The 25,969-nt window shown below is 44.4% G+C and carries 23 protein-coding genes and 1 pseudogene; 4 read left to right on the plus strand and 20 right to left on the minus strand.

The window, feature by feature from the left end:
• Window positions 1-18: 18 nt before the first annotated feature.
• Window positions 19-813, minus strand: coding sequence for an ABC transporter permease (locus tag MH215_RS04530; protein ID WP_310138571.1), 795 nt, complete (start codon window positions 811-813; stop codon window positions 19-21).
• 404 nt (window positions 814-1,217) lie between these two features.
• Here MH215_RS04530 and MH215_RS04535 point away from each other — a divergent pair, with 404 nt between their 5' ends.
• Both MH215_RS04535 and MH215_RS04540 read left to right on the plus strand, forming a co-directional pair.
• Window positions 1,218-2,930: a sensor histidine kinase gene (locus tag MH215_RS04535; RefSeq protein WP_239288511.1), complete on the plus strand. Its 1,713-nt coding sequence runs from the start codon at window positions 1,218-1,220 to the stop codon at window positions 2,928-2,930.
• Window positions 2,927-4,276 carry a response regulator gene (locus MH215_RS04540; protein ID WP_239288513.1) on the plus strand — a complete coding sequence of 450 codons (1,350 nt, stop codon included), beginning with the start codon at window positions 2,927-2,929 and terminating at the stop codon, window positions 4,274-4,276. Before MH215_RS04535 ends, MH215_RS04540 begins: the two co-directional genes overlap by 4 nt.
• A 244-nt stretch (window positions 4,277-4,520) precedes the next feature.
• Here MH215_RS04540 and MH215_RS04545 read toward each other — a convergent pair.
• The 3 genes and pseudogenes from MH215_RS04545 to MH215_RS04555 form a co-directional block, all read right to left on the minus strand.
• A pseudogene (locus MH215_RS04545) lies at window positions 4,521-4,920 on the minus strand (LLM class flavin-dependent oxidoreductase); the annotation flags it as partial.
• A 13-nt stretch (window positions 4,921-4,933) separates the two neighbouring features.
• Window positions 4,934-6,160, minus strand: coding sequence for an MFS transporter (locus MH215_RS04550; RefSeq protein ID WP_239288515.1), 1,227 nt, complete (start codon window positions 6,158-6,160; stop codon window positions 4,934-4,936).
• A gap of 177 nt (window positions 6,161-6,337) precedes the next feature.
• On the minus strand, window positions 6,338-6,766 hold the full coding sequence (locus MH215_RS04555) for a GNAT family N-acetyltransferase (protein WP_239288517.1): 429 nt from the start codon (window positions 6,764-6,766) through the stop codon (window positions 6,338-6,340).
• Between the two features lie 318 nt (window positions 6,767-7,084).
• On the opposite strand from MH215_RS04555, the gene MH215_RS04560 reads away from it, so the two are divergent.
• Window positions 7,085-7,990 carry an ArsR/SmtB family transcription factor gene (locus MH215_RS04560; RefSeq protein WP_239288519.1) on the plus strand — a complete coding sequence of 302 codons (906 nt, stop codon included), beginning with the start codon at window positions 7,085-7,087 and terminating at the stop codon, window positions 7,988-7,990.
• Window positions 7,991-8,046: 56 nt separating this feature from the next.
• Window positions 8,047-9,300, plus strand: a complete 1,254-nt coding sequence (locus MH215_RS04565; RefSeq protein WP_239288521.1) for an MFS transporter — start codon at window positions 8,047-8,049, stop codon at window positions 9,298-9,300.
• A gap of 123 nt (window positions 9,301-9,423) precedes the next feature.
• On the opposite strand, the gene MH215_RS04570 is transcribed toward MH215_RS04565, so the two are convergent.
• The 16 genes from MH215_RS04570 to MH215_RS04645 form a co-directional block, all read right to left on the minus strand.
• Complete coding sequence (locus MH215_RS04570; RefSeq protein WP_239288523.1) at window positions 9,424-9,951, minus strand: SMI1/KNR4 family protein; 528 nt, start codon at window positions 9,949-9,951, stop codon at window positions 9,424-9,426.
• Between the two features lie 52 nt (window positions 9,952-10,003).
• Complete coding sequence (locus tag MH215_RS04575; protein ID WP_239288524.1) at window positions 10,004-10,927, minus strand: DUF7638 domain-containing protein; 924 nt, start codon at window positions 10,925-10,927, stop codon at window positions 10,004-10,006.
• A 239-nt stretch (window positions 10,928-11,166) separates the two neighbouring features.
• A complete protein-coding gene (locus MH215_RS04580; protein WP_145408224.1) occupies window positions 11,167-11,985 on the minus strand; it encodes a purine-nucleoside phosphorylase in 819 nt (272 codons plus the stop codon).
• A 128-nt stretch (window positions 11,986-12,113) separates the two neighbouring features.
• Window positions 12,114-12,443 (minus strand): immunity protein TriTu family protein, encoded by a 330-nt coding sequence (locus tag MH215_RS04585; RefSeq protein ID WP_239288525.1) that lies wholly within the window; start codon window positions 12,441-12,443, stop codon window positions 12,114-12,116.
• A 316-nt stretch (window positions 12,444-12,759) separates the two neighbouring features.
• Window positions 12,760-13,662 (minus strand): carbohydrate ABC transporter permease, encoded by a 903-nt coding sequence (locus MH215_RS04590; RefSeq protein ID WP_239288526.1) that lies wholly within the window; start codon window positions 13,660-13,662, stop codon window positions 12,760-12,762.
• A gap of 13 nt (window positions 13,663-13,675) precedes the next feature.
• Window positions 13,676-14,578 carry an ABC transporter permease gene (locus tag MH215_RS04595; protein ID WP_260985345.1) on the minus strand — a complete coding sequence of 301 codons (903 nt, stop codon included), beginning with the start codon at window positions 14,576-14,578 and terminating at the stop codon, window positions 13,676-13,678.
• Between the two features lie 180 nt (window positions 14,579-14,758).
• On the minus strand, window positions 14,759-16,420 hold the full coding sequence (locus tag MH215_RS04600) for an ABC transporter substrate-binding protein (RefSeq protein WP_239288531.1): 1,662 nt from the start codon (window positions 16,418-16,420) through the stop codon (window positions 14,759-14,761).
• A gap of 139 nt (window positions 16,421-16,559) precedes the next feature.
• Window positions 16,560-18,113, minus strand: a complete 1,554-nt coding sequence (locus MH215_RS04605) for a response regulator (RefSeq protein ID WP_239288533.1) — start codon at window positions 18,111-18,113, stop codon at window positions 16,560-16,562.
• Between the two features lie 11 nt (window positions 18,114-18,124).
• Entirely contained in the window at window positions 18,125-19,897 is a 1,773-nt protein-coding gene (locus MH215_RS04610) for a sensor histidine kinase (RefSeq protein WP_239288535.1), read from the minus strand.
• Window positions 19,898-19,901: 4 nt separating this feature from the next.
• On the minus strand, window positions 19,902-21,014 hold the full coding sequence (locus MH215_RS04615) for a response regulator transcription factor (RefSeq protein ID WP_239288537.1): 1,113 nt from the start codon (window positions 21,012-21,014) through the stop codon (window positions 19,902-19,904).
• A 289-nt stretch (window positions 21,015-21,303) separates the two neighbouring features.
• Window positions 21,304-22,326 (minus strand): endo-1,4-beta-xylanase, encoded by a 1,023-nt coding sequence (locus tag MH215_RS04620; protein ID WP_239288539.1) that lies wholly within the window; start codon window positions 22,324-22,326, stop codon window positions 21,304-21,306.
• A 230-nt stretch (window positions 22,327-22,556) separates the two neighbouring features.
• Entirely contained in the window at window positions 22,557-22,910 is a 354-nt protein-coding gene (locus MH215_RS04625; RefSeq protein WP_239288541.1) for a hypothetical protein, read from the minus strand.
• A 371-nt stretch (window positions 22,911-23,281) separates the two neighbouring features.
• Window positions 23,282-23,779, minus strand: coding sequence for a hypothetical protein (locus MH215_RS04630; RefSeq protein WP_239288543.1), 498 nt, complete (start codon window positions 23,777-23,779; stop codon window positions 23,282-23,284).
• Between the two features lie 473 nt (window positions 23,780-24,252).
• The gene (locus MH215_RS04635) at window positions 24,253-24,675 is read right to left on the minus strand and encodes a DUF1801 domain-containing protein (protein WP_239288545.1); all 423 of its coding nucleotides are present in this window, start codon (window positions 24,673-24,675) and stop codon (window positions 24,253-24,255) included.
• Between the two features lie 83 nt (window positions 24,676-24,758).
• Window positions 24,759-25,307, minus strand: coding sequence for a GNAT family N-acetyltransferase (locus MH215_RS04640; protein WP_239288547.1), 549 nt, complete (start codon window positions 25,305-25,307; stop codon window positions 24,759-24,761).
• Window positions 25,308-25,471: 164 nt separating this feature from the next.
• The gene (locus MH215_RS04645; protein ID WP_239288549.1) at window positions 25,472-25,747 is read right to left on the minus strand and encodes a CD3324 family protein; all 276 of its coding nucleotides are present in this window, start codon (window positions 25,745-25,747) and stop codon (window positions 25,472-25,474) included.
• Window positions 25,748-25,969: the final 222 nt, after the last annotated feature.

Consider the following 25,969-nt stretch of genomic DNA (forward strand, 5'->3'; position numbering starts at 1 on the left):
GCCTCTCCCTCCTTCCTGTTAGAATATTTTGTAGTTGGCATACTTATAGGCCAGCCTATAGGATACGACGATCAAGATGAGACTGATCCCCGATTTGAACAACCCTACCGCTGTACCGAATCCGTATTGCCCATTCAACAAGGAAGAACGATAAACATAGGTGTCAATAATATCTCCCGTACTGTAGACAAGTGGGTTGTAGAGGTTGAATACCTGATCAAATCCTGCGTCCAGAATATTTCCCAGACTGAGCGTAGAAATGACAATAATCATCGGCAGCATACTTGGCAGGGTAACGTATAAAATTTGCTGGCGACGTGTCGCACCATCAATTTCGGCTGCCTCATAATACGAAGGGTTGATCCCTGCAATGGTCGCCAGATAGACGATCATGCCAAACCCAAAGCTTTTCCATACATCGCTGACTACGACCGTAAATCTAAACAGATCCGGGTCACCCAAAAAGTAAATGGGAGCGATGTCAAAAATGCGGGTCAACATCTGGTTGATGCCTCCATCCAATCCAAGGATGTTAATCATGAGCCCTGCAACCGTAACCCATGACAAGAAATGAGGCAGATAAACGAGTGTCTGCACACTTTTCTTAATGCCAACATTCCGCAGCTCACTTAACAGAATAGCCATAACAATAGGTACGATAATACCAACGATAATTTTGGAAACGGCGATAATCAACGTATTGATAATGGCTTGCGTTGCTTCGTCATACCGGAAGATTCTTTCGAAATTGTCCAGCCCGATCCAGCGGGAACCTGAGATCCCGAGCCAGGGTTTATAATCCTGAAAAGCCATGAGCAGACCGACCATCGGACCATATGAAAAGATACAAACAAATACGAATGCGGGAATACATAATACATACAGTGGCCAGCTCTTCTTCAATTCCTTTTTCCAAGGCGTTCGCCGGGACACCCTGGGCGTTATATTTGAGCCTGTTTTTACGGAACTAATCTCATTAATGGTGCATACCTCCTCTGTGATGGCTCTGGGGACGCGTCCTCGTAATGTAAGCTTAACAAAAGCGCTTTCATGCCAAAATGCCAAAATGTGAAGATCATAACCTCAATCTGAATCAATTTTAAACCGCTTTCATTTTAAAGCACGGTCACTCTTCCGCTTTGATCCAGATTGGCTTATGATGAAATGGAATTGCAATTGGTCGTACTTCAAGTTCTGCGTATAGGAAAGGAACACACATGATTAGAAAAATGTACATGAAACGTTTTATCTATTTCTTTGTATTTTTTCTGTTATTAACACTGAGTTTATTCTTCGTGATGAATCGATTGAGCTCGAAGACATTGGAAGAAAATATGATTGGAGCCTCCAAGAACCAACTTGATTATGTTAAGGGCATCCTTGACGGAATTATGTATGAGGCTAATATGTATGGGGTTCAGTTTGCGGCTGACAGTGATGTCAGGTTTTATCAAAGGCAAGTGCTGGAGCTGAGTAACTACGACTCTCAGATGAAAAAAAATGATATTGTTGATCGCTTACGCCAAACCCTTCTGTCTAGCCGCTCGATTGAATCCATCGGAATTTATTGGAAAAATGAAGGAACATTTCTGTCTACCAGCAATACGCTGGAGGCGCGACTTCCATTTAACGAAATTCAGCGACCTGGCTGGCGTATTATCGATGATAGCTTGTATTATTTTGCAGCCTACCCGTATATCCAAAAATCCGAGCAATTGAAGCCAGTTCAATATGTCGTTGGTGTTAAGCTGAACAATGATTACCTGAAGAGCCTACTTCAGAAGGCTGTTAACAATGATAGCTCGAACGCTTTTCTATGGTTTGACGATCACCGATTATGGGACGAGAATGAAGTAGATAACGATCTATTGAAAGCGATTTCAGAACTTCTGTTACCGCAAGAGGGAGCTACACTTAAATATGATTATCATACGAATTCCGAAAACTACTATGTTCTCTCCCATTATATTGAAGCACTCGACACCTATCTGATCACCTATACACGTACAAATGATTTCCTTAAACCGCTTGATCATAACCGAAAGGTATTTCTTATCAGTATTATAGCCGTTCTGACACTAGGGCTGATTGTCATCTTTACGTTCTACCGAAATTACGATCGTAATATTCGCTTAATGGAGAGAAAGTTCTTACAGGTTGAGCAGGGCAATCATAGTACACGAATTACGGAAAATACGGATAACGAATTTTACGTCCTCTTCCGAAGCTTTAATCACATGGTAGCCGAGATTCAGGATCTGTTTGTATCCTTGAAGACAGAGACGGAACTCCGAAGGAGTGCAGAGCTGAAGCAACTTCAAGCCCAGATTAATCCTCATTTTCTATACAACAGCTTATTCTTCATTATGTCCGTAGCCAAATTCTCTCCTGATGCTGTCATGCGAATGAGTAAACATCTGGCTGAATATTATCGTTACTTGACCAGACTGGATAAACATGAAGTCACGTTACAAGAGGAATTTCAGTTTGCAGAACACTTCTTAATCATCATGACCTTGAGTAAAAAAATAGAGTATGCTATCGATCTTCCGCCAGAACTCACCTCTCTTCCACTCATGCCACTGATCATCCAGCCTGTCGTGGAGAACGCTATTCAGCATGGTATTGAAGGGCAACAGGGAGCCAACCGGGTGAACATCGATGTAAAGCAAGCAGAGGAAGTCATTCTCATCCGGGTATCCGATGATGGAAAAGGTCTTACACCGGATGAAATCAAAAAGCTGGAGACTCAGCTTGATAGCGACACCCCGCCTGAGGGAACCCGAGGTGTGGGGCTCTGGAATGTTAATCGGCGTCTAAAAAATACGTATGGCGATCGTAGTGGGTTAGCATTTTCAACCAATGACTGGGGCGGGCTGTCTGTCCTGCTAATGATTCACGTTCCGACAGAGAAAGGAGAGAGCATATGAAGCTGTTAATTGTTGATGATGGACATTATGTCGTGGAGTATATGAAGCATTTGGTTGATTGGCGTTCCTTCGGTATTCATCAGATTGAGACAACGACCAATTCCATTGAAGCGAGAGAAATGTTGAACGGAAGCCTGATCGACATCTTGATTACAGACATTCGCATGCCTGAGGTTTCGGGAATAGATCTGCTGCACCATATTCATCAAAACAACTTACCAACCAAAGTCATCATCCTCTCCGGATATTCCGAGTTCGATTATGCACAGCAAGGAATCCGTCTCGGGGCTCTGGACTATTTACTTAAACCTGTTGATAAAGACGACGTAGAGCATGCGATGTCCAAAGCTATTCAAAAGATCCAGAATTCACGTCCTGTTCACTCCGTCAATTGGGAGCATTTTAATGGTATGGGCTATCTGCTCTCGCGACTTACTCAGAACGAAACCTTAAAGGAAGAGTATGATGTATACGCAGCATGTTTAGGAGACCATCGTTATTGCTTCTTCAAGCTTGAGCATTACACAGAAGCAGATGTAGAACGTGTACAACATACTGTTGCAGAGCCATCTACTTCATTCGTTTGGACTTCAGGATCACATCTGGTCGCCTGTATACCCGAAGAAACAGCACGGAGATTCGCTGCCGAGTGGAATCAAGCGGCCTTGTCCTCAACGTTCGCATTTACCAACCGGAATGAAACACGGGAACACTTTTACCGTTTCTTCCTGAATGAGAACGTAAGCTTTGGCGATTTCGTTGAGTTAACTGCCCTCTCTTCAGTGGAAAGTGATTCGGAAACGATAGGCAATATCATACATACGTATGAGCGAATCGCTAACAGAAAACAAAAACAAATTTATCTAATGGAGATCATCACGTATATCTATCTCAAGGACAAAAATCAGGATACAACGAAAATAGCCGATTGGATGTTCAATCGGCTTCAAGCCCCCGACAAGTTCGGGCTCGTTCTCATCGACATGTTCAGCAGAATCCGTATCAACAAACAAATGTCCATTCAAACCATCGTTGATAAAGTACGAAAATACATTGAAGACCACCTTTCCCATGGTCTTAGTCTCGATGAACTAGGAAAAGTCGCGCATCTTCATCCTGTCTACTTTTCCAAGCTGTTCAAACAAGAGACCGGAGAAAACGTGTCCAACTACATTTCGAGGAAACGGTTGGAGAAAGCTTCCCAGTTGCTCCAGGATTCCGAACTCCGGATAGCCGATATCGCGCAAATGATCGGTTACCGTAAAATTCAGTATTTCATTCAGTTGTTCAAACAGGAGTACGGCGTCACGCCATACCAGTATCGGAGAAACATGACCCACCAATAAGAACACATTTCACAGACATACGCCCCATTTCAAGCCTACAACATTCAACATCGAGCTTTCATGTTCATCATCTCACCGTTCCCAGCCTTGGAGCGGTTTTTCTTTGTTTAAGATTTTTGTTTCACCTAGCTAGCTTAAAGGAACAAGCCCAGCGACTTTTTTCATGTGTCGCTTAACAGAAGCTCGAACCTATTGTGCCGTCTCAAGTGAATATCGATTATGCGGAAAATGAAGACCTAAGTTTGGCTGATCCTTCCAGCGGTGAAGTCACCACATTCCAGCCTGCACGCCCTTGACTAACATGATCCAGTGAAGCAAACTGCCTAGCACACCGTGAACGGCTCACTGTATGATGTCGATAAGGTGGCTACAAGACCAATGTGAGAGGTTGCTCCCGCCAGCGCAGATAAGAGCGTTATCAGCTCAAATCGATTCAGAAAATGAGGATTGGATTTCTCATTAATAAAGAGACCGTCTGCAATAAAGAGCAGATCGAACTTGCCTTCCTCTGCTTTGAGCGCTTGTTTTTTATAAAAATCTAGGCTTACACTCGCTTTAATCGGAATATCCGGATGTCTCCAGAATGAAATGCTATTCCCAACTCCGTTCAGATTCGCTCCCAATCTCAACTGTCTTTGTGCTATATCGAAGCCCTCCCTATAATTTGTTAAGCGTTGTCTCACGATCACTTGTCATAACCTGCCGGGTAGTGCCTTGATTGAACTCCTTCGCCCTAACCACCCAAGCCGCAGTTAGCAGTATAATTCCAGTGAGTAGGAATATAAAAGGAATACCTGTCCACCCTCCCAGAAAGCCACCGAGAAGTGGTCCTAGCACAATACCGAACTGGCTTGCACTCTGACTTAAGCTAACGGCTCTACCTCGAAATTCCTTAGCTGCATATTGAATAATGAGTGCATTAAGAGCTGGGTACACGGCTGCGAAGAAGAGCCCATACACAAACCGCAGACTACCGAAATAAATAAGATTCGTCGCGGTCAACTGCAATAGACTACCGATTCCCCCGCCCAGCAGACCGATAAACAGCGTTTTCTCATATCCTATCCTTCCACCGATGCGTCCCCAGCGAGGCCCCATAATAACCGTTGCTATACCAATCGCGGAGAAGACAATCCCAGCACTAAGTGTCGCACGGCTGACATCCCCACCAATCTGCACAACGTACAGCGTCAGCACGGGTTCAATAATTAACACTGAAGTGGAGACGAGCAAAATCAAACCATAGATCCGCATTAGACCTGGTATGCTCGCTGCTTGCTTTACATCATCTAGAATGCTGGAACGAGTGATGTTGCGAGGCTCACGTGATTCCTTAACACCCAGCACCATGAGAGCAGATAGCAGTGTGATGATACCTGAGGCGATGAAGCATCCACGCAGACCTACCCATTGACTAAGAACTCCACCCGCCAGCGGACCAAGAATACTCCCAGCGGCTGTAGCTGTTGAGATGACTCCTAGTGCATAACCCACATGTTTCTCTGGGGTGTTGGTACCAACCAGCGTTAGGGAAGCCGGACTGAAACCAGCCATTAATCCCTGAAAGACCCGAACAGCTATAAAGGTAAAGGGATCGTATACCCAATAGTTCGCTAAATGTGCAATCGCGAGACCGACTCCTGAGCGAATCAGCATTAGCTTGCTGCCGTATCTGTCCGCTAGTGATCCCCAGAACGGGGCACAGAGTCCACTGATCAGAAAGCTAATGGAGATGGCGATGCCAGCCCAGACTTCCACCCCCTGCTGGATGCCAAGATCATTTTGCAGAAACAGTGGAAAGAACGGGACAGACAAGGTGTATGCCATATGATTGAAGAACAAACCCAGCCACAGAATATACAGATTCCGTTTCCAATGAACCATCGACATTCCTCATATTCAATAATTCCTATATAAAAAGTAGGTTATAGAGTATATTAGAATATCTCATCGTGAATGTATAATAGAAAAGTTCAATAGACCCATTCAACAATTAAATGAATGGATCTAATCTGTTGAACTATGGAAATTCAACACTGAATTGTGCTTTGAGTGACCAAGCTACTCTGGAACTAGCTTGGACATAAACACGTCAACCTCATCTTCCGTATCCAGAACAAACCCTAGACGCTCATACAATCGCCGCGCCGGACTTCCTTGCAACACATTTAAGGTAACTCGCTTGCCCCGAATCTCTTCCCGATCCAGTAACATGTTCAGCACCTGTGTTCCAATTCGTTTGCCCTGATGATCTGGATGAATATAAAAGTGTTCTAACAGATATGCCTCTGCTCTGGGCTTAAATGCAATGCATCCCACCATAGAGCCTTCAGCTTCAATAATCCACGTATAGGCGGGATCGAATGTTGTACGGAAACGTTCACGTACCCTCACCTCATCATATCTCCCTAATCGCGTTAGATCATCGTACAGCACTAAGGCTCTTAATTCTGCAAGCTGTTCCTGGTCTTCCTGATGTGATTGTCGCATCGTAACTGGAACCACCTCAACACCCCTCTCTCTAGACCCTCACTATACATCGTTAAAAACAAAGTTACATTCATTTTTTGCTTACTAGGGCAACAGAGTCATTGGATGACTACAAGTATTCCCATTACGAAACTGCTTCTCGTAAGTATGCTACTCTTCATTTACGTAGGAAAATGTGGGAGAGAGCAGTTGGAAAATTTGTGTTGTAACAAATATAAATGTTCGTATATAATAAAACAAATTATTAGTTCTATAAATATAGAAAAACAAAAAAAAGAAAGATAGATTACATACTGAAAGGAAAGGAAGTATACAACTATGAACTATCAAGTAGAGGTTGATTTTGCACCCATTTATGAATGTGTAAGCAGTCTGTCCGCTTTTATGGGTAAACAAAATCATTCAGCTCTCGATGCTGGAAAACTGTGGATTCGCGATGTACAGGATCAATTTGCACCAGCCAAGCTGCAAAACATGAGAGATACGATGAAAGCTACAGACAACTTCAGTCTTGCACCATACATATGGCATTGCCCTGGGGATCGCTCGGTTCAAGGCTTTTTGGATTGGCTTGAAGGTTTGTCTTCGGGACAGTTGTATGATATCGCTGCTGGCTTGAAATTGTCTGTACCCTCTAATCTGCCCGATCTTCGCAGCCGGACATCTGAAGCCATACGTGAATGGAATGAACACTACTTTAAGAACATCGATCCAGCTATTATCGAAGGTCTCTCGCACGAGGCGAAGACTAGGCGTGCCCGTTTACAGGGAGGTAATGACCAAGAGGTCTATGAACAAGCTACACAGGGTATGCGAATCTATCCTAACGGTGTGCTGAACAAGGTAATTCTTATCCCTCAATTCCATGCGCGCCCATTTGTCACCTCAGCGATCTTTGACGAGATCATCTTCACCAGTTATTCGTGTGACATTCTTCCCACCGAACCGGGAAGACCGAATCCTGGATTACTGCGTTTAACCCGTGCACTATCGGATGAAACTAGATTGTTCATTTTACGATTACTGGCGGGTAAGCAATTGACGTTTACTGAGATTGTACGCGAGGTAGGACTATCGAAGAGCACGATACATTACCATCTTATTGCCTTGCGAGCAGCCGGACTAATTATCGTACATTATGACCACAAGAACACGGAATATAGCCTGCGCTTGGAAGCTCTGAACAACCTCCCACAGCAGATTGGAGCTTATATTGGAAGCTGAATTCAAGCAACTTCCTCTGTACAAATGGCTTGATTCTACCCTGCGGAGGAACCTATATGCTTAAGCGAAGTTATTATGGTTTATTAGCTACAGTTACACTCAGTTCTCTCGGTGATGTGTTTGGTCTGCTGGCTATGGAATGGCTGGTCTATGAGTTAACTGCCTCGAAGCTAGCTATGGGAGCTATGGCACTCAGCTTCAGTATTCCCGAGGTAACCTTCAGGTTGCTTGGATCGCCCTTATCCGACCGTCTGCATCGTGGAAAGTTTATGGCGGGACTAGCGTCAGTAAGGTTACTGGCTCTATTGTTACCACTGAGTATGGGGATCACAGGACAATTGCAACTCTGGCATCTGTTCGTTGCCGCAGCGCTCAGCGGAGCCTGTTCCGCCCTATTTATGCCCACAGCCATGGCTGTTGTACCCGGTGTCGCTGGTGAACATAAACTGTTACGGGCATTTGCAGTCATTGATGGTTGTCGGAACGCCGCTGCTTTGCTGGGGCCAGCCATCGCCGGAGCGCTAACGGCTGCCGCTGGTGCATTGCCTACCCTTGGTATCAACGCGATATGTTACCTAGCCGCGATTACTGCCCTGCTCTATCTGCCCACTATGCAGAAACCAGCAGCGTCGCGAGTCACCTTCTCCCTTCAAGCTTATCTTCGAGATATTGGAGAAGGCTTCTCATTCTATCGGAGATTCCCAGCGATGCTCTCGATCATGCTGATGGTTTCTGTCAGCAACATGTCGTCGGTTGCCATCTGGACGATGATGATTCCTTTTGTCCGTGAAGTACTACACCGAGATGCTGCCGCTATGGGAACCCTAACTACCGCTTCGGCATTTGGCACACTTCTAGGGCTAGCCGTTATCTCATGGATCGGTGAGATTAAGAAAAGACGAACCGTCATGCTGTGTAGCCTAGCAGTCATTGGGCTTTGTAATGCCTTATTAGGATTATTTCCGAGTTATCCATTTGCACTTATTGCCGTATGTGCCGCAGGAGTAGCCGGTCCCTTCTTTGGTTCTCTCAGCTCTTCGTTACACGGGACACTTGTACCTAGTTCCATGCAAGGTCGGGTCAATTCTATTCGTTTCTTAATTGGTGGTGGACTTCAACCCGTGGGAGCTTTTGCAGGTGCGGCCGTTGCCGAAATGTATGGTTTACCCTTCTTATTTGTATCTCTCGGACTTTTGCCTTTCTTCTGCTCTATAGCTGCTATATTTCTCCCAAACCTGAAACATTTGAACGGTGATCTCTCTACTCTACAGCATAAATCTTTGAATGAAATTCATATAACAAGGCGATAAACACATAAAAACACTTAAACGTTTCCTTCCAAGGACGACGCTTTAAGTGTTTTGGTGTTTTGGTGTTTTGGTGTTTTGGTGTTTTGGTGTTTTGGTGTTTCAAAGTGTTGCAAGCCGAGAGTTCTAATAGTCGTCCTCTTCCTCTATACATAGTTCCAAAAACGAAAATAATCCCGGAGCCTCAACCGCACGTTTACCCCAATCATGCCAGAAATACAGGACTTGTCCCACATTTCCCGAAGATGCAGGATCCGTGTCCAGACATAGATAATCTCCCCCACCATTCTCGGCAATAGGAATCCATTTGGCGTTCCAAAGCAGTGGTTTAATCGCATCATCAATGTCTGCTTCCAACTCATCGGGTTCGAATTCCTCCTGAAGGAAAGTCCAATTATCCTTCACTTGCGCAAGAGGGGTTAGCGTTAGGTTCCTGACAAAAGCAGTTCCGTCGATGTCCCATATCTGTCCATCATGGATACGATATAATGCCTTCATCTCTTCTGGCAATATCACACCCAACTCGTTCTCTACAGAACGAAAATCTGCCTCTGTCGCTCCCGGCTGGAGATGAAGTGCCACTTCAAAGCTCGGATCAACGCTTGTCCCTTTGGCAATGATACGTTGCCACAATTGTTCAGCCTGCCTACTCATTCCACACCTCATCCTCCTTATGAATGGGTCACCTCTGCTGGAGATGCAAAGCCTACACTTCTCGTTTCTCCTCTGGCGTATATATAATTCGCTGATAATCCATATCCCGGCTATCCATATCGCCCAAGTACATCCGTTGATGCTCGGGTACCCGTTCATATTTTTCCTTCAGCACAGCTCGGTTGAATTCACTCGGATCTTCCAGATACATGTGGTACGCATGTCGACACGCTTCAAACGTTGTTTGTTCTCCCGTCAGTTTCTTATACATATCCAGTAGATCCTGGTATTTATCCTCAACATTCTCGGCATATTGCTCTTCTGAGAACGTCACTTCGCCCAGATCCAGTATTCGTATAGCTACCGGGCGATCAATCGTTGTAAAGAAGGTTCCATCCTGAAACCACGCTGCCAATTCGTCTATAGCCATCTCGACATACTCGGGCAACTGATAGATCGCCACCTTACCATTCTCATACACCACCAGATGAACCAGGTAATGCTGTCCTTCGTATTTCATGAAGATAGAGAAGCCATCGCCCTGAATCGTCTCATAGAACAGTTCCTGCAATACTGCAAAATCAACCGCTTGAGGCGAATATGATACTCTTCTATTTTCCCTCTGTTGTTGGAGACGTGGCGTGACTTCGAATATATTACGAAATTCAGGATTGAACGCTCTGATCTTACGCTCGATATGTTCATAGTAACTGCTATTGTTATGTGTCCAGTCCGCTTGCTCCACTCGGTAAGCACCCAATCCATGAATGGAGATCGTCTCTCCAGCAGGTACATCAGGGCCTAACCAATACTCCTCGATTTTCTGCTTCAGCTCTTTCAGATCGCATAGTTCCCAGCAATTGATCATGCCGTCTTCATAAATCTGCACAGGTATGAGAAAATGATGTCCGCCATTATGTATGATGCCAGGTGTTGTTGTGCCTTCAATCTGTTTCGTTCTTCTAATGTTCTGCACTTAAGATACCTCACTTTCATGAATCTTCACCTTCCCATATCCTACAACTGTACAATAAGAAAAACGAAAACACGAGAGAACTTCCGCCCATCTTTTGCTACGCAATTGGACTCATCCTTTATGTAAACTTTCATAAAAATATACACATAAAAGCATTGCCCAGACAGATTCAGCTCTATCTTGGACAATGCTGCTATGATCACCAACTTACAATATTAGGAGAGATGCTGCTCTTCCGATTACATCTCTTGCAGAATACCTTTGACAAGCCCCGTGAACGTTGTTTTTACTTTGGCAGCAACTTCAATGACTTCTTCGTGATTAAGCGGCTGATCTAGAATGCCGCAGGCCATATTAGTGAGACAAGAAATACCCAACACTTTCATACCCCCATGAACCGCAATAATAGCTTCAGGCACAGTCGACATCCCTACTGCATCTGCACCCATCGTACGAATCATGCGAATCTCCGCTGGTGTCTCATAAGCCGGTCCACTCCACCAAGCATAGACTCCTTGCTGCAAGCTAACCTTCTGCTCATCTGCGACACGAAGTGCAATGCTGCGCAGCTCTGGATTGTATACCTGGGACAAGTCTGGGAAACGTGTGCCCAGTTCTGGATTGTTTGGCCCCATCAGTGGATTGTTACCCACCAGGTTAATATGATCTGTAATGATCATAAGCTGACCTGGTTCAAAGCTTGTATTGATCGCGCCACAAGCATTGGTGATAATCAATTGCTCTACACCTAATGCTTTCATCATGCGTACCGGGAACGTCACTTCCTCCAGTGTAAATCCTTCATAATAATGAAGGCGTCCTTTCATCGCAACAACAGTTTTGCCCATCAGTTCTCCAATGACCAATTCGTTGGCATGACCCACAGCCTCGGATTTAGCAAAGTATGGGATTTCACTATACGGAATAACCGTTGCGTTCTGAATTTCGTCTGCGAGAGCGCCAAGTCCTGAACCCAGTATCATACCTACAGTTGGCTTGGAGCTGGTTCTGCTTAATATGTAATCTCTAGCTTCTTGAATATGTTCAGTTTGATGCATGGATGGATTCCTCCTGATGATATTAATTTGCGTAAACAAGTTACGATACCTCAAGTGTAATCAACTACAGAGTTGATGTAAATGGAAGCTCGAAAAGTAAGCTCACTATGTCACTTTCCCCACTACTTTTAGGGTTTGCACCCCGACTTCAATGCTTGGAAATATTCCTGCAAGAGCTCATCGAAGTCAACTTCATTATCATGGTCACTCTTCTCCACATACTTCCACAAAATCAGTTCTTCCGACTCGATATTCAAAACCTCATACTCCATCTGTCTCGATTCCCAGACAGTCACTTGACCCATAGCAAGTCTCGACTCATGCCTGAATCCTGTGGAAGGATCAAGTATGAACCGTTCATTTACATTATCCTTTTGGACCTGTTCCGTCCTAATCTGCTCGGATTTCAGCGTAACTGCTCGACGCTTGGCCCATTGTTCGAAACGATGTCGAAGCAAGTGACAACACACCTCCTTGGGATGCAAAATATCGACCCATATATGGTCATCACGATCGGCAAAATTCTTCTTCTCATAGATTGTTTCCTCCTGAGCTGTGAAAGGATAATCATTCATATAAATTTTACCATATTATCCATACATAAGGCATACTCACTATCCTTTTGTTCCAAATTGCATGAGCTGTCTTCGTCCATTAATCAATATAGAAACTACATAAGCTCAAAAAAAACCGGTCATCCCATGACCGGTTGCATTCTACTATTCTTTTGCTACAGCTTCTTCAAATCGCCTGTATTTTCACGTTGACGCTCGACTATTCCTTAACGCCTCCAAGCTGTAATCCATGAACAAAATACTTCTGCAAGAATGGATACACCACCAGGATTGGCAAAGCTGCTACGATTGTAATGGCTGCACGAATCGATACAGGTGTAACCATATTCCGAGCTGCGCCGAGATCTGCTCCGTTAGCAACAGCAGCACTGCTATTCGAATTCATTGACGAGGATAACAGCTTCATTAATTCGTATTGCAGCGTGCTCAGATTCTGCTTGGATGATGCATACAAGAACGTATCAAACCACGAGTTCCATTGACCCACTGCGATGAACAACGCCACCGTAGCAAGTACAGGCTGACATAACGGCAAGATAATCGAGATAAACGTTCTGAAATCACCGGCTCCATCAATCTTAGCGGATTCAATTAGTCCTTCCGGCAGTGTCTGAATATACGTCCGAATCACGATCATGTTAAATGCACTGATCAACCCTGGAATGATATACACTAGGAAGTTGTTGAGCAAATGCAGATCCTTGATTAGGAAGTAGGTTGGAATCAGACCCGCACTGAAATACATCGTCAGTACAACGATAATCGTAATCGGTTTACGCAAGATATAATCTCTGCGGCTTAGAGTGTAAGCGAGCATAGAGGTCAGAAATAAGCTGAGCACCGTGCCTAGCACGGTTCTCGCAACCGAGATGCCGAAGGCTTGGAAGATGGTTCCCCCAGCAAATACGGCTCGATAGTTCTGGGCTGTCCACTCCCGCGGCCATAGATAGATGCCTCCACGGATCGTGTCATTACCTGCATTGAACGATATGGCAAGGGTGTTCAGAAACGGATACAGGGTCACGACTGCGATAAAAATCATCAGTGCGCCGTTTAACGTATGGAAGACAATCGGCTCAAGCCGAGACTTGTTTATTCCCATCGATATGTCCTCCTCATATTAATCGGTCCTCACCGAAGCGTTTGGAAAGCGAGTTAGCTGCAAAGATCAGTGTGATACTGACAATGGTTTTGAATATACCTGCAGCGGTTGCTAGTGAATAGTTACCGATCTGCAAGCCGTATTTCAGAACGAAGATATCTATAGTCTGGGACCAGTCCACAACGACCCCATTCCCCAGTAAGTACTGTACTTCGAAGCCTGCTTCCAGAATCCATCCCATGTTCATGATTAACAAGATAATGACGATGGACTTGATTCCAGGCAGTGTGACATACAGCATTTTATGATAGCGATTCGCTCCATCGATCTCAGCCGCCTCATAGAGCGAAGGGTCAATGGAAGTAATGGCTGCCAGATAAATAATGGCGTTCCAGCCGACCTCTTTCCACACATGGGAAGCGCCGACGATGCCCCAGAAGTATTCCGGTACACTAAGCCACATAATGGGTTCGTCAATAAATCCCAGCTTCATCAACACAACATTGACAATCCCGCCGTCTACGGATAACGAACTCGCTACAATGCCCGTAACGATGATCCAGGACAGAAAATGGGGCAAATACGAGATCGTTTGAATCGTCCGTTTATAGAGCTTGTTTTTGATCTCATTGAGTAGAACCGCAAATAAAATAGCTGTCACAAATCCAAGAATCATATTAATCAAGCTCATTGCAATGGTATTACGAAGCACGTTCAGAAACGCGTCGTCCGTAAGCAGAAACTTGAAGTGCTTAAGTCCGACCCACTCCTGCTGCGCGAAGCTCTTCGCTGGACTGTAATTCTGAAAAGCCATGACCCAGCCCCAGATCGGATAATATGAAAATACTAGAATGTACGCGACGATCGGCAAAGACATAAACATGAGCTGTTTCTGGCTACGTAAACGCTTGAACATAGATGTCTTGGCAGCAACGGTTGAAGCTGATTGATTCTGTATGGCCCTAGGCGTGTTCGCCATCCTTCACTCCTCCTATTAGGCTACAGCGATTAGCAAGAGACCCCGGAAGGTACGTAATGCGTAATGCATGCTCCTGCATGCCATTCACACCTTCCGGAAGACTCTAATTCACTTTTTCTATTTTTCCACGGTCCAGTTCTGAATCCGCCATTGCAATTGCTCATTAATTCGGTCTTCATAAGCCTTCACATCGATTTTCTTGTATGCATCCTCATATTCGCTCCAGACGGAATCGAACTCATCTGCTTTGGACATGATCGCTCTAGGCAAGAATTTAAGGGAAGTATCCGTCATTTGCTTGTTCGCAACCGAAGCATCTGAACCTTCCTGCAGATCCACCTGCCATGCTGGATAATACACTGGATTCTCAGGTGCAGGAGAGAAGAAATCACTCCATGTTTTGTAACCGTAAGCATCTAACAACTCTTTATCCTCTGGCTTCAAGCCGTCATAGAACTCCTCTGGTTGATTCGTTGCTCCGATCGCATTGCCATCTTCAAAGGTTCCTTCCATCTTGGGTGCTGCACCGTAGAAACCTTCCGCTTTGTTAGCCAGTCTCCAAGCTGGGTCTTCCTGCTCTGTGCGCTGCTCTGGTGTACGATAGAATCGACCTTCTTCGTTCACCATGTAATCCACGCCTTCTTCACCCCAAGACAGCAGCTTCTGATATTTCTCATCCATGAGCGCATCAAGGAACTTGAGGATCGCTACCGGGTCTTTAGCATCTTTACTAATACCAAATCCGTTATTCAGGTTAATGACCGGACGATCTAAATAGTGATCCTTAATGCTTGTATCGTATACAAGCGGTAAGCCGACATACGTTTGACTGATTTTGCCCTGAGCTACGAGTGGGTCTTCACCCTGTTGGAAGTTCCAGTGCTGGTCGAACATGCCGATAACCCGCCCAGAAGAGATTTTGGCCAAGTATTGGTCATAGTTCTGTACAAAGGCTTCCTTATCGAGCAAACCATCATTATAAAGACTGTTCAGCTCTTTATAATAACGTTTGGAAATATCCTTATCTGCGAATACACTTGCCACGCCATTGTCATCTACGACAACACCACCATCATTCGGATGACCCGTCAGATGCTCTGGTGGGTTAAGCAACGGGAACGTTCTCCAGTCGGATGCAAGTGTAGTGAATCCGATCGTCGGCTGACCATCCTCCGTTGTTGGGTGCTTCGCAGCATAATCACGAATCAGCTTCATATATTCATCTAGCGTCTTAGGTGTTGGATATCCGGCTTCTTTCAGAACTGCCTTTTGAATCCAGAAGGCAGGACCGGAATAATAGTTACTAATAAATTCGCCGGTGTATACGCCATAGTTCGGTAACCAATAAATATGTCCGTCACTGGAATCCTTCATTCGCTCCCAATCTTTGCCGAAATGCTTCTTCAGGTTAGGTGCATGCTCCTCGATCAATTCTTCCAGTGGAATAACGGCTCCAGCCGCAACCAGCTTCGTATCTGCTGTGATCAGATCGGGGAAATCTCCACCTGCAATCATAACCCCCAATTTTTGCTGAAGATCACCCACTAGGAATTCCATATTCAGCTTAACGCCAAGCTCTTCTTCGATTTGTTTGTATATCCGATTATCCTGAGCCGGCGCCTGGTTAGGCGTACCAATAAAAGCCGAGATGTTCAAAACTTCCTTGCCGTCCACCGTTGTTGTTTTGGCTTCCTCACCACTGCAACCTACCAGCGCTAGGCTGATTGCCAGAACGAGTGAAACGGATCCCCATAATCTTTTCCTCTTCAAGACCCCCATGTATTGCCCCTCCTTGGAAGTTGGATTACCTTACAGGTCTTATTATGATGAAATGTATGCGTTTCCATAATAGTTAAATTTAAGGTCCTTCCCCCCTTAATTTCAGATGTTCATGATGTACAAGTCATCATTATTACTTTCAAAGCGTAGATTGCAGTCTATATTCTGCTGGTTTCATACCCTCCCTTTTCTCAAATTGTTTCAGAAAGTGTTGATAGCTTCGATAACCTACTTGTTCCGCAATCATATACAATGCCTGGTCGGTCTCTCGAAGCTGTTGCTTCGCTTCCTCCATTCGCAGATCATGCACAACATCCAGCACCCCTTTGCCATACTTACGCATAAAGGATTGCCCCAGATGAACCGGATGAATATAGAATCGCTCGGCGAGCTCTTTAATCGTAAAGGTTTCCTTGTAATGATTGTGGACGTATTCCGCTACCATAGCCTGGGTTCCACCCACACGTCGTTCTCGCAGCGTCCCGATCTCCGATTGGCATTTGAGGCAGAACGCTTCTAACATCTTAGCTGTCTCCTCTATATTCTGATAACGCCGTTCATGGAGATGGAGAGCTGAATCTTGCATCAATGTATTCGGTTCTCCGCCCAGTTCCTTGAAGAGGGAAAGTCCGCGAAACATAATCTGGGTTGCAAAAATATGAACCAGCTCTGGTGCAGCCATTTGATCTTTAAATGTATTAAACGCTCGGCAGACAGAGGTCGATAATTCTGCTCCGGAACCGTTTTCGATTAACTCCATAATGAGATCTGCTTCCATTAACGTATCTGGATCAAACAGCAAGTGCTGCTCATTCATATCCTCTGCGTATAGAAGTCGTGTATCATCAAAAAATAAAAAGCGTCCTGCTTCTGCGGCAGCACGGTAAGAGATCGTTAATTCTTGCACTTGGCTGACAGGACAGCCTACAGCTATTTGCACCCGACTTGCTGCCGCCTGCTGATCCAGAACGTTCAGGAGCCGCTCTGCAAATTGCCGTAAGTCTTGATCCGAACGGGTAGAAGCGTCGCTACAGCCACACCAGACAATGCCATAAGGACTCCATTCGGCATCCAGCAGGTACCCGCAATGCTCATCATCCATAAATTGCTGGATCGCCTGTTTGGCACTTGCGCTATCGCCTTGAATCATCACTAACAAGTAGGCCCACGTATGTGCTTTAGTAGACAACTCATGCACAACCCAATCCATCTCATCACTGAATTCTGCCTGATCTTGGTTCGTGACTAACGTAAGTAAAGCTTGCTTCGTTCGCTGATTATAAGCCTGATCCAACATTAACTCGCGCGTTTCCCGGTGCACCAATTCTTCTTTCAGCCGTTGCAGCACTTCATCCGCTTCGGACTCGATCACCGGTTTGGTCAAATAATGGGATACCCCGAGTCGTATCGCCTGTCTGGCATAATTGAAGTCACTATACCCACTCGTAATGACAAACAATGTTGAGCGATGACCAAGCCGGCGGGCTTCTTCAATGAGTTCCAGCCCATTCATGACCGGCATTCGAATATCGGTTACGACCAAGTCAGGCTGCTCACGGGAAATTGCATCAATAGCATCCTCCCCGTTGGCACATATCCCACCAACTTCAAATCCATGTTTCTCCCAGTCGATTAACAGTTGCAGTCCCTCTATCGCAAACGGTTCATCATCCACAAGAAGAACCTTATACATGTTCATTCCTCCTATCCCTTCGTGTCCATAATCGAGAATGGAATAAGAAAGCCTGCTTCCGTTCCTTCGTCTAGTCCACTACGAATGTTGAATATAGCAGCTCCCTCATAAAAAAGCTCAAGCCGTCGGTAAACGTTACGAATACCCACGTGACCATCCATCGCACGATCAGAACGCACATCCCTCATAAGCTGATTCAGTTTCCCCTCATCCATACCCACTCCATTGTCGATCACTCGGATATCCAAACCAGACTTCGTCAGTCTGGCCGTTACCCGAATCAGTCGACCATTCTTCCGAGCCTGTAACCCATGCTTGCATGCATTTTCAACCAGGGGCTGAATGCTCATGCGTGGAATCCGCAGTGAAGCCGCTTCAGGATCGATCTCAAATGTATAGTTGAACAGATCACCAAACCGAAACTTCTCTATCTGCAAATAGAGGGACGTGAATTGTAGCTCCTCCTGCAGAGGCACAAGGTTATCGGATCTACTGAGTAGTTGCCGCATGAGCAAGGATAAGCTTTTTATAATTTCGGTAACTTCTGTGTATCCATTTTTCGTGCTGACAACGAGCAGTGCATTTAATGTGTTGAACAAAAAATGAGGGTTCATCTGACTTTGAAGCATCGATAGTTCCGTTCTAACCCGATCAAGTTCCAGATCCTTTTGCCTAATTTCTAATTTGTAGACATCGTTAATGAGCGAATGAATTTTGCCAACCATCATATTGAACGTACGGATCAATCCACCGATCTCATCCCGACCCTCTTGAATTTCAATCACATCAAAACGATCATTGCGCACTCTCTTCATATGTTTGGACAGCTTCTGAATGCGATAATGATAAGAGCGAAGAATAATATAGATCAGCACAGAAGGAATAACCGTGCTGATTAATGCAAGCCATAAGATCGAGTTTCGTGCTTCTGCCAGTAACTGATCCAGATGAGCCGTATTCGCGATTCCAATTAATTTCCATCCCTTTAGATAATCAAGGTTGCCTAATGTTCGCTCTAAACGATATCTGGAGTTCCCCTCATCTGTTGATGAAGACGAACTTTGGATTGCAGCCTGCTGGGACTGATCGCTGGACACCACAACCCGATTATTCTCGTCAACCAGACGAAGCTGCAGACTATTCGTTTCACGATTCAAAATACTGTACACTCGACTGAGCTGCAGATCAATTTTGGAATATTTGGCATAGGTTGAATACGACGTATATGTATCCATTTTGCCAATCACACTAATGCGTTTGTCTGGATGAAACAACGTGGTTTCATCATAATCCACAACCAAAATTCCGCCTTGGGTTTTCTTTAAGCTCTCCAACCCCGGAATCGTTCGCTCCCCCTGCCCAATGACAGCGTAATGACTGCCCGTTTGAATGGTGTCGTTATCCGTTAAGATGCGAACCTCCAGAATGTTGGCTGACATATATCGAGTCAACTTATCACGTAGAAATCCATCATATTGATTGTAATACTCAACGGGTGAGTCATACGTCTGATCGAGCGCCTGATATAACGTATCATCGGCTGCAATAATCCGGCTCAAGGCCACACTCTCATCAATCATGCCCAGCAGTTCTCCTGCCGCCCGTTCAATGGATTTGCGTAAGTTTTCTTCTTCCCGTACTTTGATATCTGAAGAGGTTCGCTGATAGAAGAATACATTAATGATTATGACCGGTAGAAGAATGCTGAAGATATAGATCAGCAGTAGCTTCGATCGAAGAGGAATATCATTGACCTTGTGAAACATCCATCTATTTCTTCGCACATGATCACCCTTGACTTTTGTTTTTGTAGACAGATGGCAGTTCTCCTGTAAGCGCTTTAAATTTATCTGTAAAATATTCTGCATCATGATAGCCCAGCTTAGATGCAATATCCGAAATTTTCATATGCGTTCGGCGGAGCAATTTACGTGCCTCCTCAATCCGAAGCCTATGAATATATTCGCTAAAGCTTACGCCGACTTCAAGCTTAAACTGCTGACCAAGATAGGCCGAATTCACATGGATTTGCTGGGCAATATCCTGTAGCTTAATTTTCGTGCAATAGTGCTCATTTAAATATTCGATCGCTTCGGCTACCGGACTTCTCATGGTGGACTTCTTGGGTAAAGACTGAGATAGACGTTCTGATAATTGAATGCATAGCCCTTTTAATTTTCCAGATGTCCAGCTCTCCGCTTCATGCCATGCTCTCTCCTGAAGCAACAGCATACAGTCTTTCTTTTCACTGAACTTACGTAGCAACTCACCGTGCATATATCGGATGACACTTTGAGCCTGGCTGAGAGACATTTCCGATCTCACAATCAAGCATAGTATCTTGTCGACTACCGCTTGGATTTCACCAACGTCGCCTGCCTCAATGGCCACCAACAGTTGTCTCGACAACGAAAGCATCCCTTCATGATCGTAATGCTCTGGCGTGTCTAGTCCTATGGATCTGTGGGTCGCCATTTCACTCCCGGGATCAACGGTTCCAGTGTACTTTTTCTCGTCTCTACGCTGGTTTAATGGTGGGATGAGTTCCAGCAATATCCGATGAATCTCTTCGGTGACCAGCGGTTTGAGTACATACTCGTCAACTTGGTACTGGATCGCCTGCTTGGCATAACCAAATTCGGAATACCCTGTGGCAATAACGATCTTGGCGTTATTTTTCAATTCCTCACGCATCGTTCGAATTAATCCGAGACCGTCCAGTACAGGCATTTGAATATCGGTTACCACCAGATCAGGTTCAATCGCACCAATTAAGGAAAGCGCCTCTTCGCCGTCCGTCGCCGTACCACATAATTCGTAGCCACAAGCCTGCCAGTCAATCATTGTTCTCCAGCCTTCCAGTGTATACGGCTCATCATCTGCCACAATGACTTTGTGCATGAACCCACCTTCCATTTCCATTTTTGTATCCAGTATGGCATTATGCGGCCCATGCGACAATAGAAATTTTTCTACAGGAATCCTGAAAAACCTTACCTCCACGACCTTAGACAAGGTTTGGATGAGTAAGGCTCTCCGTTATTCAGAATACCTCAAACACAGCTATGAATCATCTAACACATTGGTAACCTGTTGAGTAATGTTCAGTACTCCCTAATTGCTATATTAGGCACCATGACGCTAACCAGAAGATGCTCCTCGTTATGTGAGACTCACTGGTCTAAGAACTTCACCCGCTTGTAGATACGCTACCTTTTGCTGCATTTAACAGACGCCAGAACGATTCTTTGGGCTGTAGCTGTTGATCAAATACGAATGGCCAGTTCTTGCGTCCACGTACAGGGAAGTTGTCTAACCATGTGTAGTGGTCCGATGTTCCCCAGAACGTAACAGAGGTAATCGAAGCTTGATACTCAAGGAAGAGACGGAAGATTTCTTCATAGCGTTGCTCCTGTAGCTCCATCATCTCAGCGGTTGGTTCGATCAGATCGGTTCTTCGATCTTCATGCCGGAATACAGACAGATCCAGTTCTGTAATGTGAAGTTGCACATTTAGTGAAGCATAACGTTCGATCGCCATGCGAATATCCTCAATAGATGGACCATTAATATTCCAGTGACCTTGCATGCCAATCCCATGAATAGGTGCTCCCTTTTCCAATAAACCTTTGACCAGTTCGTAAATCTTCTCCCGCTTGACCGGATCAGTCTCGTTATAATCGTTATAGAATAGTAGTGCTTGAGGATCAGCCGCATGAGCTACGCGGAACGCTTCCAGCAGATAATCTTCCCCCAGAATCTGAAGCCACTTGGTGTCCCGCATCGTAAGATCCGTTTTATCTTCAATGGCTTCATTAACAACATCCCAGGCGCTGATCTGACCTTTGTAACGTCCAACCACTGTATCGATATGTGACTTCAGACGTGACAGCAATAATTCTCTAGACGCCGTGCCACCAGCTGGATCTTGAAAAATCCAATCTGACGTCTGATTATGCCATACTAATGTATGCCCACGAACGGACATCCCGTTACGAACCGCGAAGTCAACGATTTCATCGCCTGCCTCAAACGAATAACGCTCCTCTTCCGGATGGATCTCTTCAAATTTCATCTGATTCTCTGCAGTGATGCTGTTATAATGACGGGCAATGAAATCACCCTCTGTGCGTATAAGGCCTGTGTGAACAGCGGCACCAATTTTGAAATTGTCTCGGAATGCATAGTGTAAAGATGGAATCTCTTTCGACATGTTTCATTCCTCCCCCGAAGGTTTTAACTTCATCATATCTGTTTATGAATGCGCTTACTATGAACAAATTAAACTTCTTACCCCCACAGATTGAACCAAACGTCTGTTCATACAAAAATACGCCTCTCCTCATTCGTCGCTATTAACGACAATGGATGTGGAAGGCGCTTGAATCGTTAAGTGATTATAGGTATCCGTGGCGTATGCCGATATGTAACAAGTCATTTTAACTACAACTTGTCCACCTGTAATAAGGTGATTGGCTTCACGGTAACTGCTGAACTAATCTGTTCCTCGGAGAGCACATTGAGCTTGAGCAGACTCTTGAGCTTGTTGTTGTCCACCTTGGACAGTAAACGCCAGATTTCAGGATCGGGAAGAATTGCGTATAACTTCTGATCATCATATTCCTTCCGCTGCTGTAGCACCGTTTTTACAACATACCCACCAAGCTCTGTCTCATACACACCTTGCTCTGCGCAGTACCCCAAGATGTCATCCCGCAGGACAGAAAGACGTTGCTCGATCTCCTTTTGCTGCTGTTTCAACTCAAAATAATCCCGTACCTTCTGCTCCATCCTCATCACACTCCTCTATACCATACCTATGCGAGACATGAGGATTTAGGACAGGTTGTTGAGGATTACTCGCCAGGGCGTAGGTCCGTACTCTTGAGGATGAAAAACGATTACAATTACGATCGTCATTAGGATGATTGCTATCCAAATGAAAATGTTGAACCAATGAAGACGATTATTCTTCAGTGCAATCTTTGAGCTAATGAACATCCCGATCAGAATGATCAGAATATTCACCATATACGTAAATGGAACCGTTAAGATCCTTCCTAACCCCGTTGCGGGGAAATAAAAAATCATAAGTTGTATCGAAATGATTGTAGGGAGTATGGCCAATAAGAATATAAGTATTTTACGTAGCAGTTCTCTCACACCCTCTACTTATCTTCAGCCCAACCTTCGAACCAAGCTTTATCTGTAAACTCATTCCATTCAATTGTCACACGATTACAACGAATCACAACGTAAGCATAATCTGTGTTGTGTTTAACCGATCCAATACCCTCGAACCGATGTACATATCCCTCTGGGTGACGCTGCTCCGAATGCTGTAACACTTCAAAATCCTCTAATATCTCTAGCATGTCGACTTCTCTCGGATGAGAGTCTTCTTCCGCATCAGGGTCGTCTTGCTTAGCACTCTCAGAAGTATCATACAAGACAGACGCAATACCCTCGGCATGTTCTAACCGAAGCTTCGCTTCTCCCGTGCACATGCTTAGTCCAGTCGAATTCAGAGGATGATCTGCGAGCACATCAATGTGTCCAAACGTTAAGATTAGATCCGAACCGGATACAACCACCTCTTTTATCAAACAATCATGCAGAGATATAAGTTGTAACGTATTTTCAGAGATATAAGCCGCTTGCTCCATAATAACTCCATCCTTTCTACTCGAAAATTCCCGAATTTAAAATTGAGTTATCCCTCCTCATGTGATCATGTTATGCGCAAAAACGAAAAAACCGCGTGCTTCGCGGTTACTGTTCCACACGAGACGAAACCCATCTGTTCTTAAAGTATATACCAACGTGTATGAAGAAATAGATCATCAGCACATTGATAATGAACGCACCTAGCCCAATGAATACATCTGAAATAAACCAGGGGTTTCCCGTTGTATGTCCCAGATGATATTGTGTGAAAAATCGAAACGGTAACCCATATTCTGTCCGCGATACTCCTTCGGTATATACTTTTCCAGGAAGAATCAGTACAGATAAGACCGTTAACCATGTTGATATATTAAGAATTCTATAATTGATCTTCAATTCTATATCCTCCAATCTTTACAGAATTAGCTTACAACTCATAGACCTACTCGTCATTCAGCCTTAGCTAATCACTCTATTGATTCGGATACTTTTCCTGCAAGAAACTGACCGATTGTGTAATCAACGCTCGTAATACAAGCACGTCAATGTCTGCAACTTTGTTAATGTAGACACAAGCTTTTCCTGTCGTATGCTTACCAAAATCATTCAATAGTGCCTCGCGCTCCGTATCTCCTGTGGCGAAATATAAACTGATCTTGGCTTTACGGGGTGAAAAACCGACCAGCGGTGCATCACCTTCATGTCCTGATTCATATCGATAATGATAGCTGCCGAATCCAATAATACTCGGCCCCCACATTTTGGCTTCATATCCCGTTGTTTCTGTATAAATATCTAATAATTGATACGCATCCTCACGTTTCTTCGGGCTCTCAACACTTTCTATAAATTCAATAACACTGCTATCGGTTTCTTTTGTTTTTGGTTGTACCATAGTGTAATCTTCACTCCCCTCATTCCACCAGTTCCCATTTACTCCTATTAATTATACACGAAGTGACTACATATTTACCTTAATTATCCTAATTCAACAATTTGGTTATTCAGTGTAAACTTCAATTTAGTTCCATCCTCATCAGGTTCCAGTGTGTCTTGTTGGTACATTCCGTGTGTATATCGCACTAATGTCTTTTTCCAAAATTGCTGGGCCCTAACATTGATTTCCGCTGCATTCGTCTGCACCTCCCACGTGCCTCGGTGCTCGTTCAACACTTGAATAGCCGCATGCTCAGCAACGTCACTTCCACGGTATGGCCGCAAAATAAAAAATTCATTCATATAAAATTCGCTGCCATGAGGTGTGTATGGTGGTGTAGCCACCAGAGCAAATCCTGCTGGAATACCCTCTACTCGTACTAAATATGGATACAGTATGCCTGGCTTCGACCACCAGATATCAAAAACGTTATTTTGCTCTGCTAATGTCATCGTCTCATCATCTTCAAAGATTCCATAGGCGTTAGGTTTGAATCCCCATATTTCAGACAGATCGTGTAAGTACATGGGATACAGATTGTTGATGATGAACTTCGTTTGTTCATCGGTTAATTCAATAGTAATGTTCATTGATGCTCCATCCTCTCGATATGAGTTGTATATTAAACAGTTGACGATTCAGTATTAGTATAAGGACATTCAAATAACATAAATAGATAAGGGTTGAGTAGGACTCATTCTTTACATATTTAAAAATCCATATTAGACGTTGCTCTAACATGGATTTTTATGATTTACGATTTATTTTTGCGAGAATATACAATCTTTTTGATACTGTCCGAAGATAACGCGTATTGATCGACCAGCTGATCTACCGTAGAACCTTCAGCAAACTTCTCACGTATTTCGCGATTTCTTAGGTTCAGCATAACCCGGGTGCCGGATTGTTCTCCCCATTTCGAATGGGTATCCTTGCGTTTGGGGATATAGATCATCCCACCATGCACATATCGTTGAATCTCTTGTAATAATTCTTCTGGTAATAATGAATCAGCATTTGTATATTTCATCTGGCTCGCTCCTTAAAAAATGATATTTAAGGTAGCAAAGTCAACCGATGAACTCTTTTTCGTGCAGAAAATGAAGGCGGATCTAACGTTTAGGCTCTATGCAAACAACCGCCGTTGTTCATACGTACTGACTTTGCATAGAGCAGATCGATAAACCTGTTATGACAAACTTCATGGTATCTCCCCTTTCTTGAACACTACTAGATAACTTGAATCAAAGAA

The organism is Paenibacillus sp. ACRSA, from assembly GCF_022346845.1.
Taxonomy (GTDB): Bacteria; Bacillota; Bacilli; order Paenibacillales; family Paenibacillaceae; genus Paenibacillus.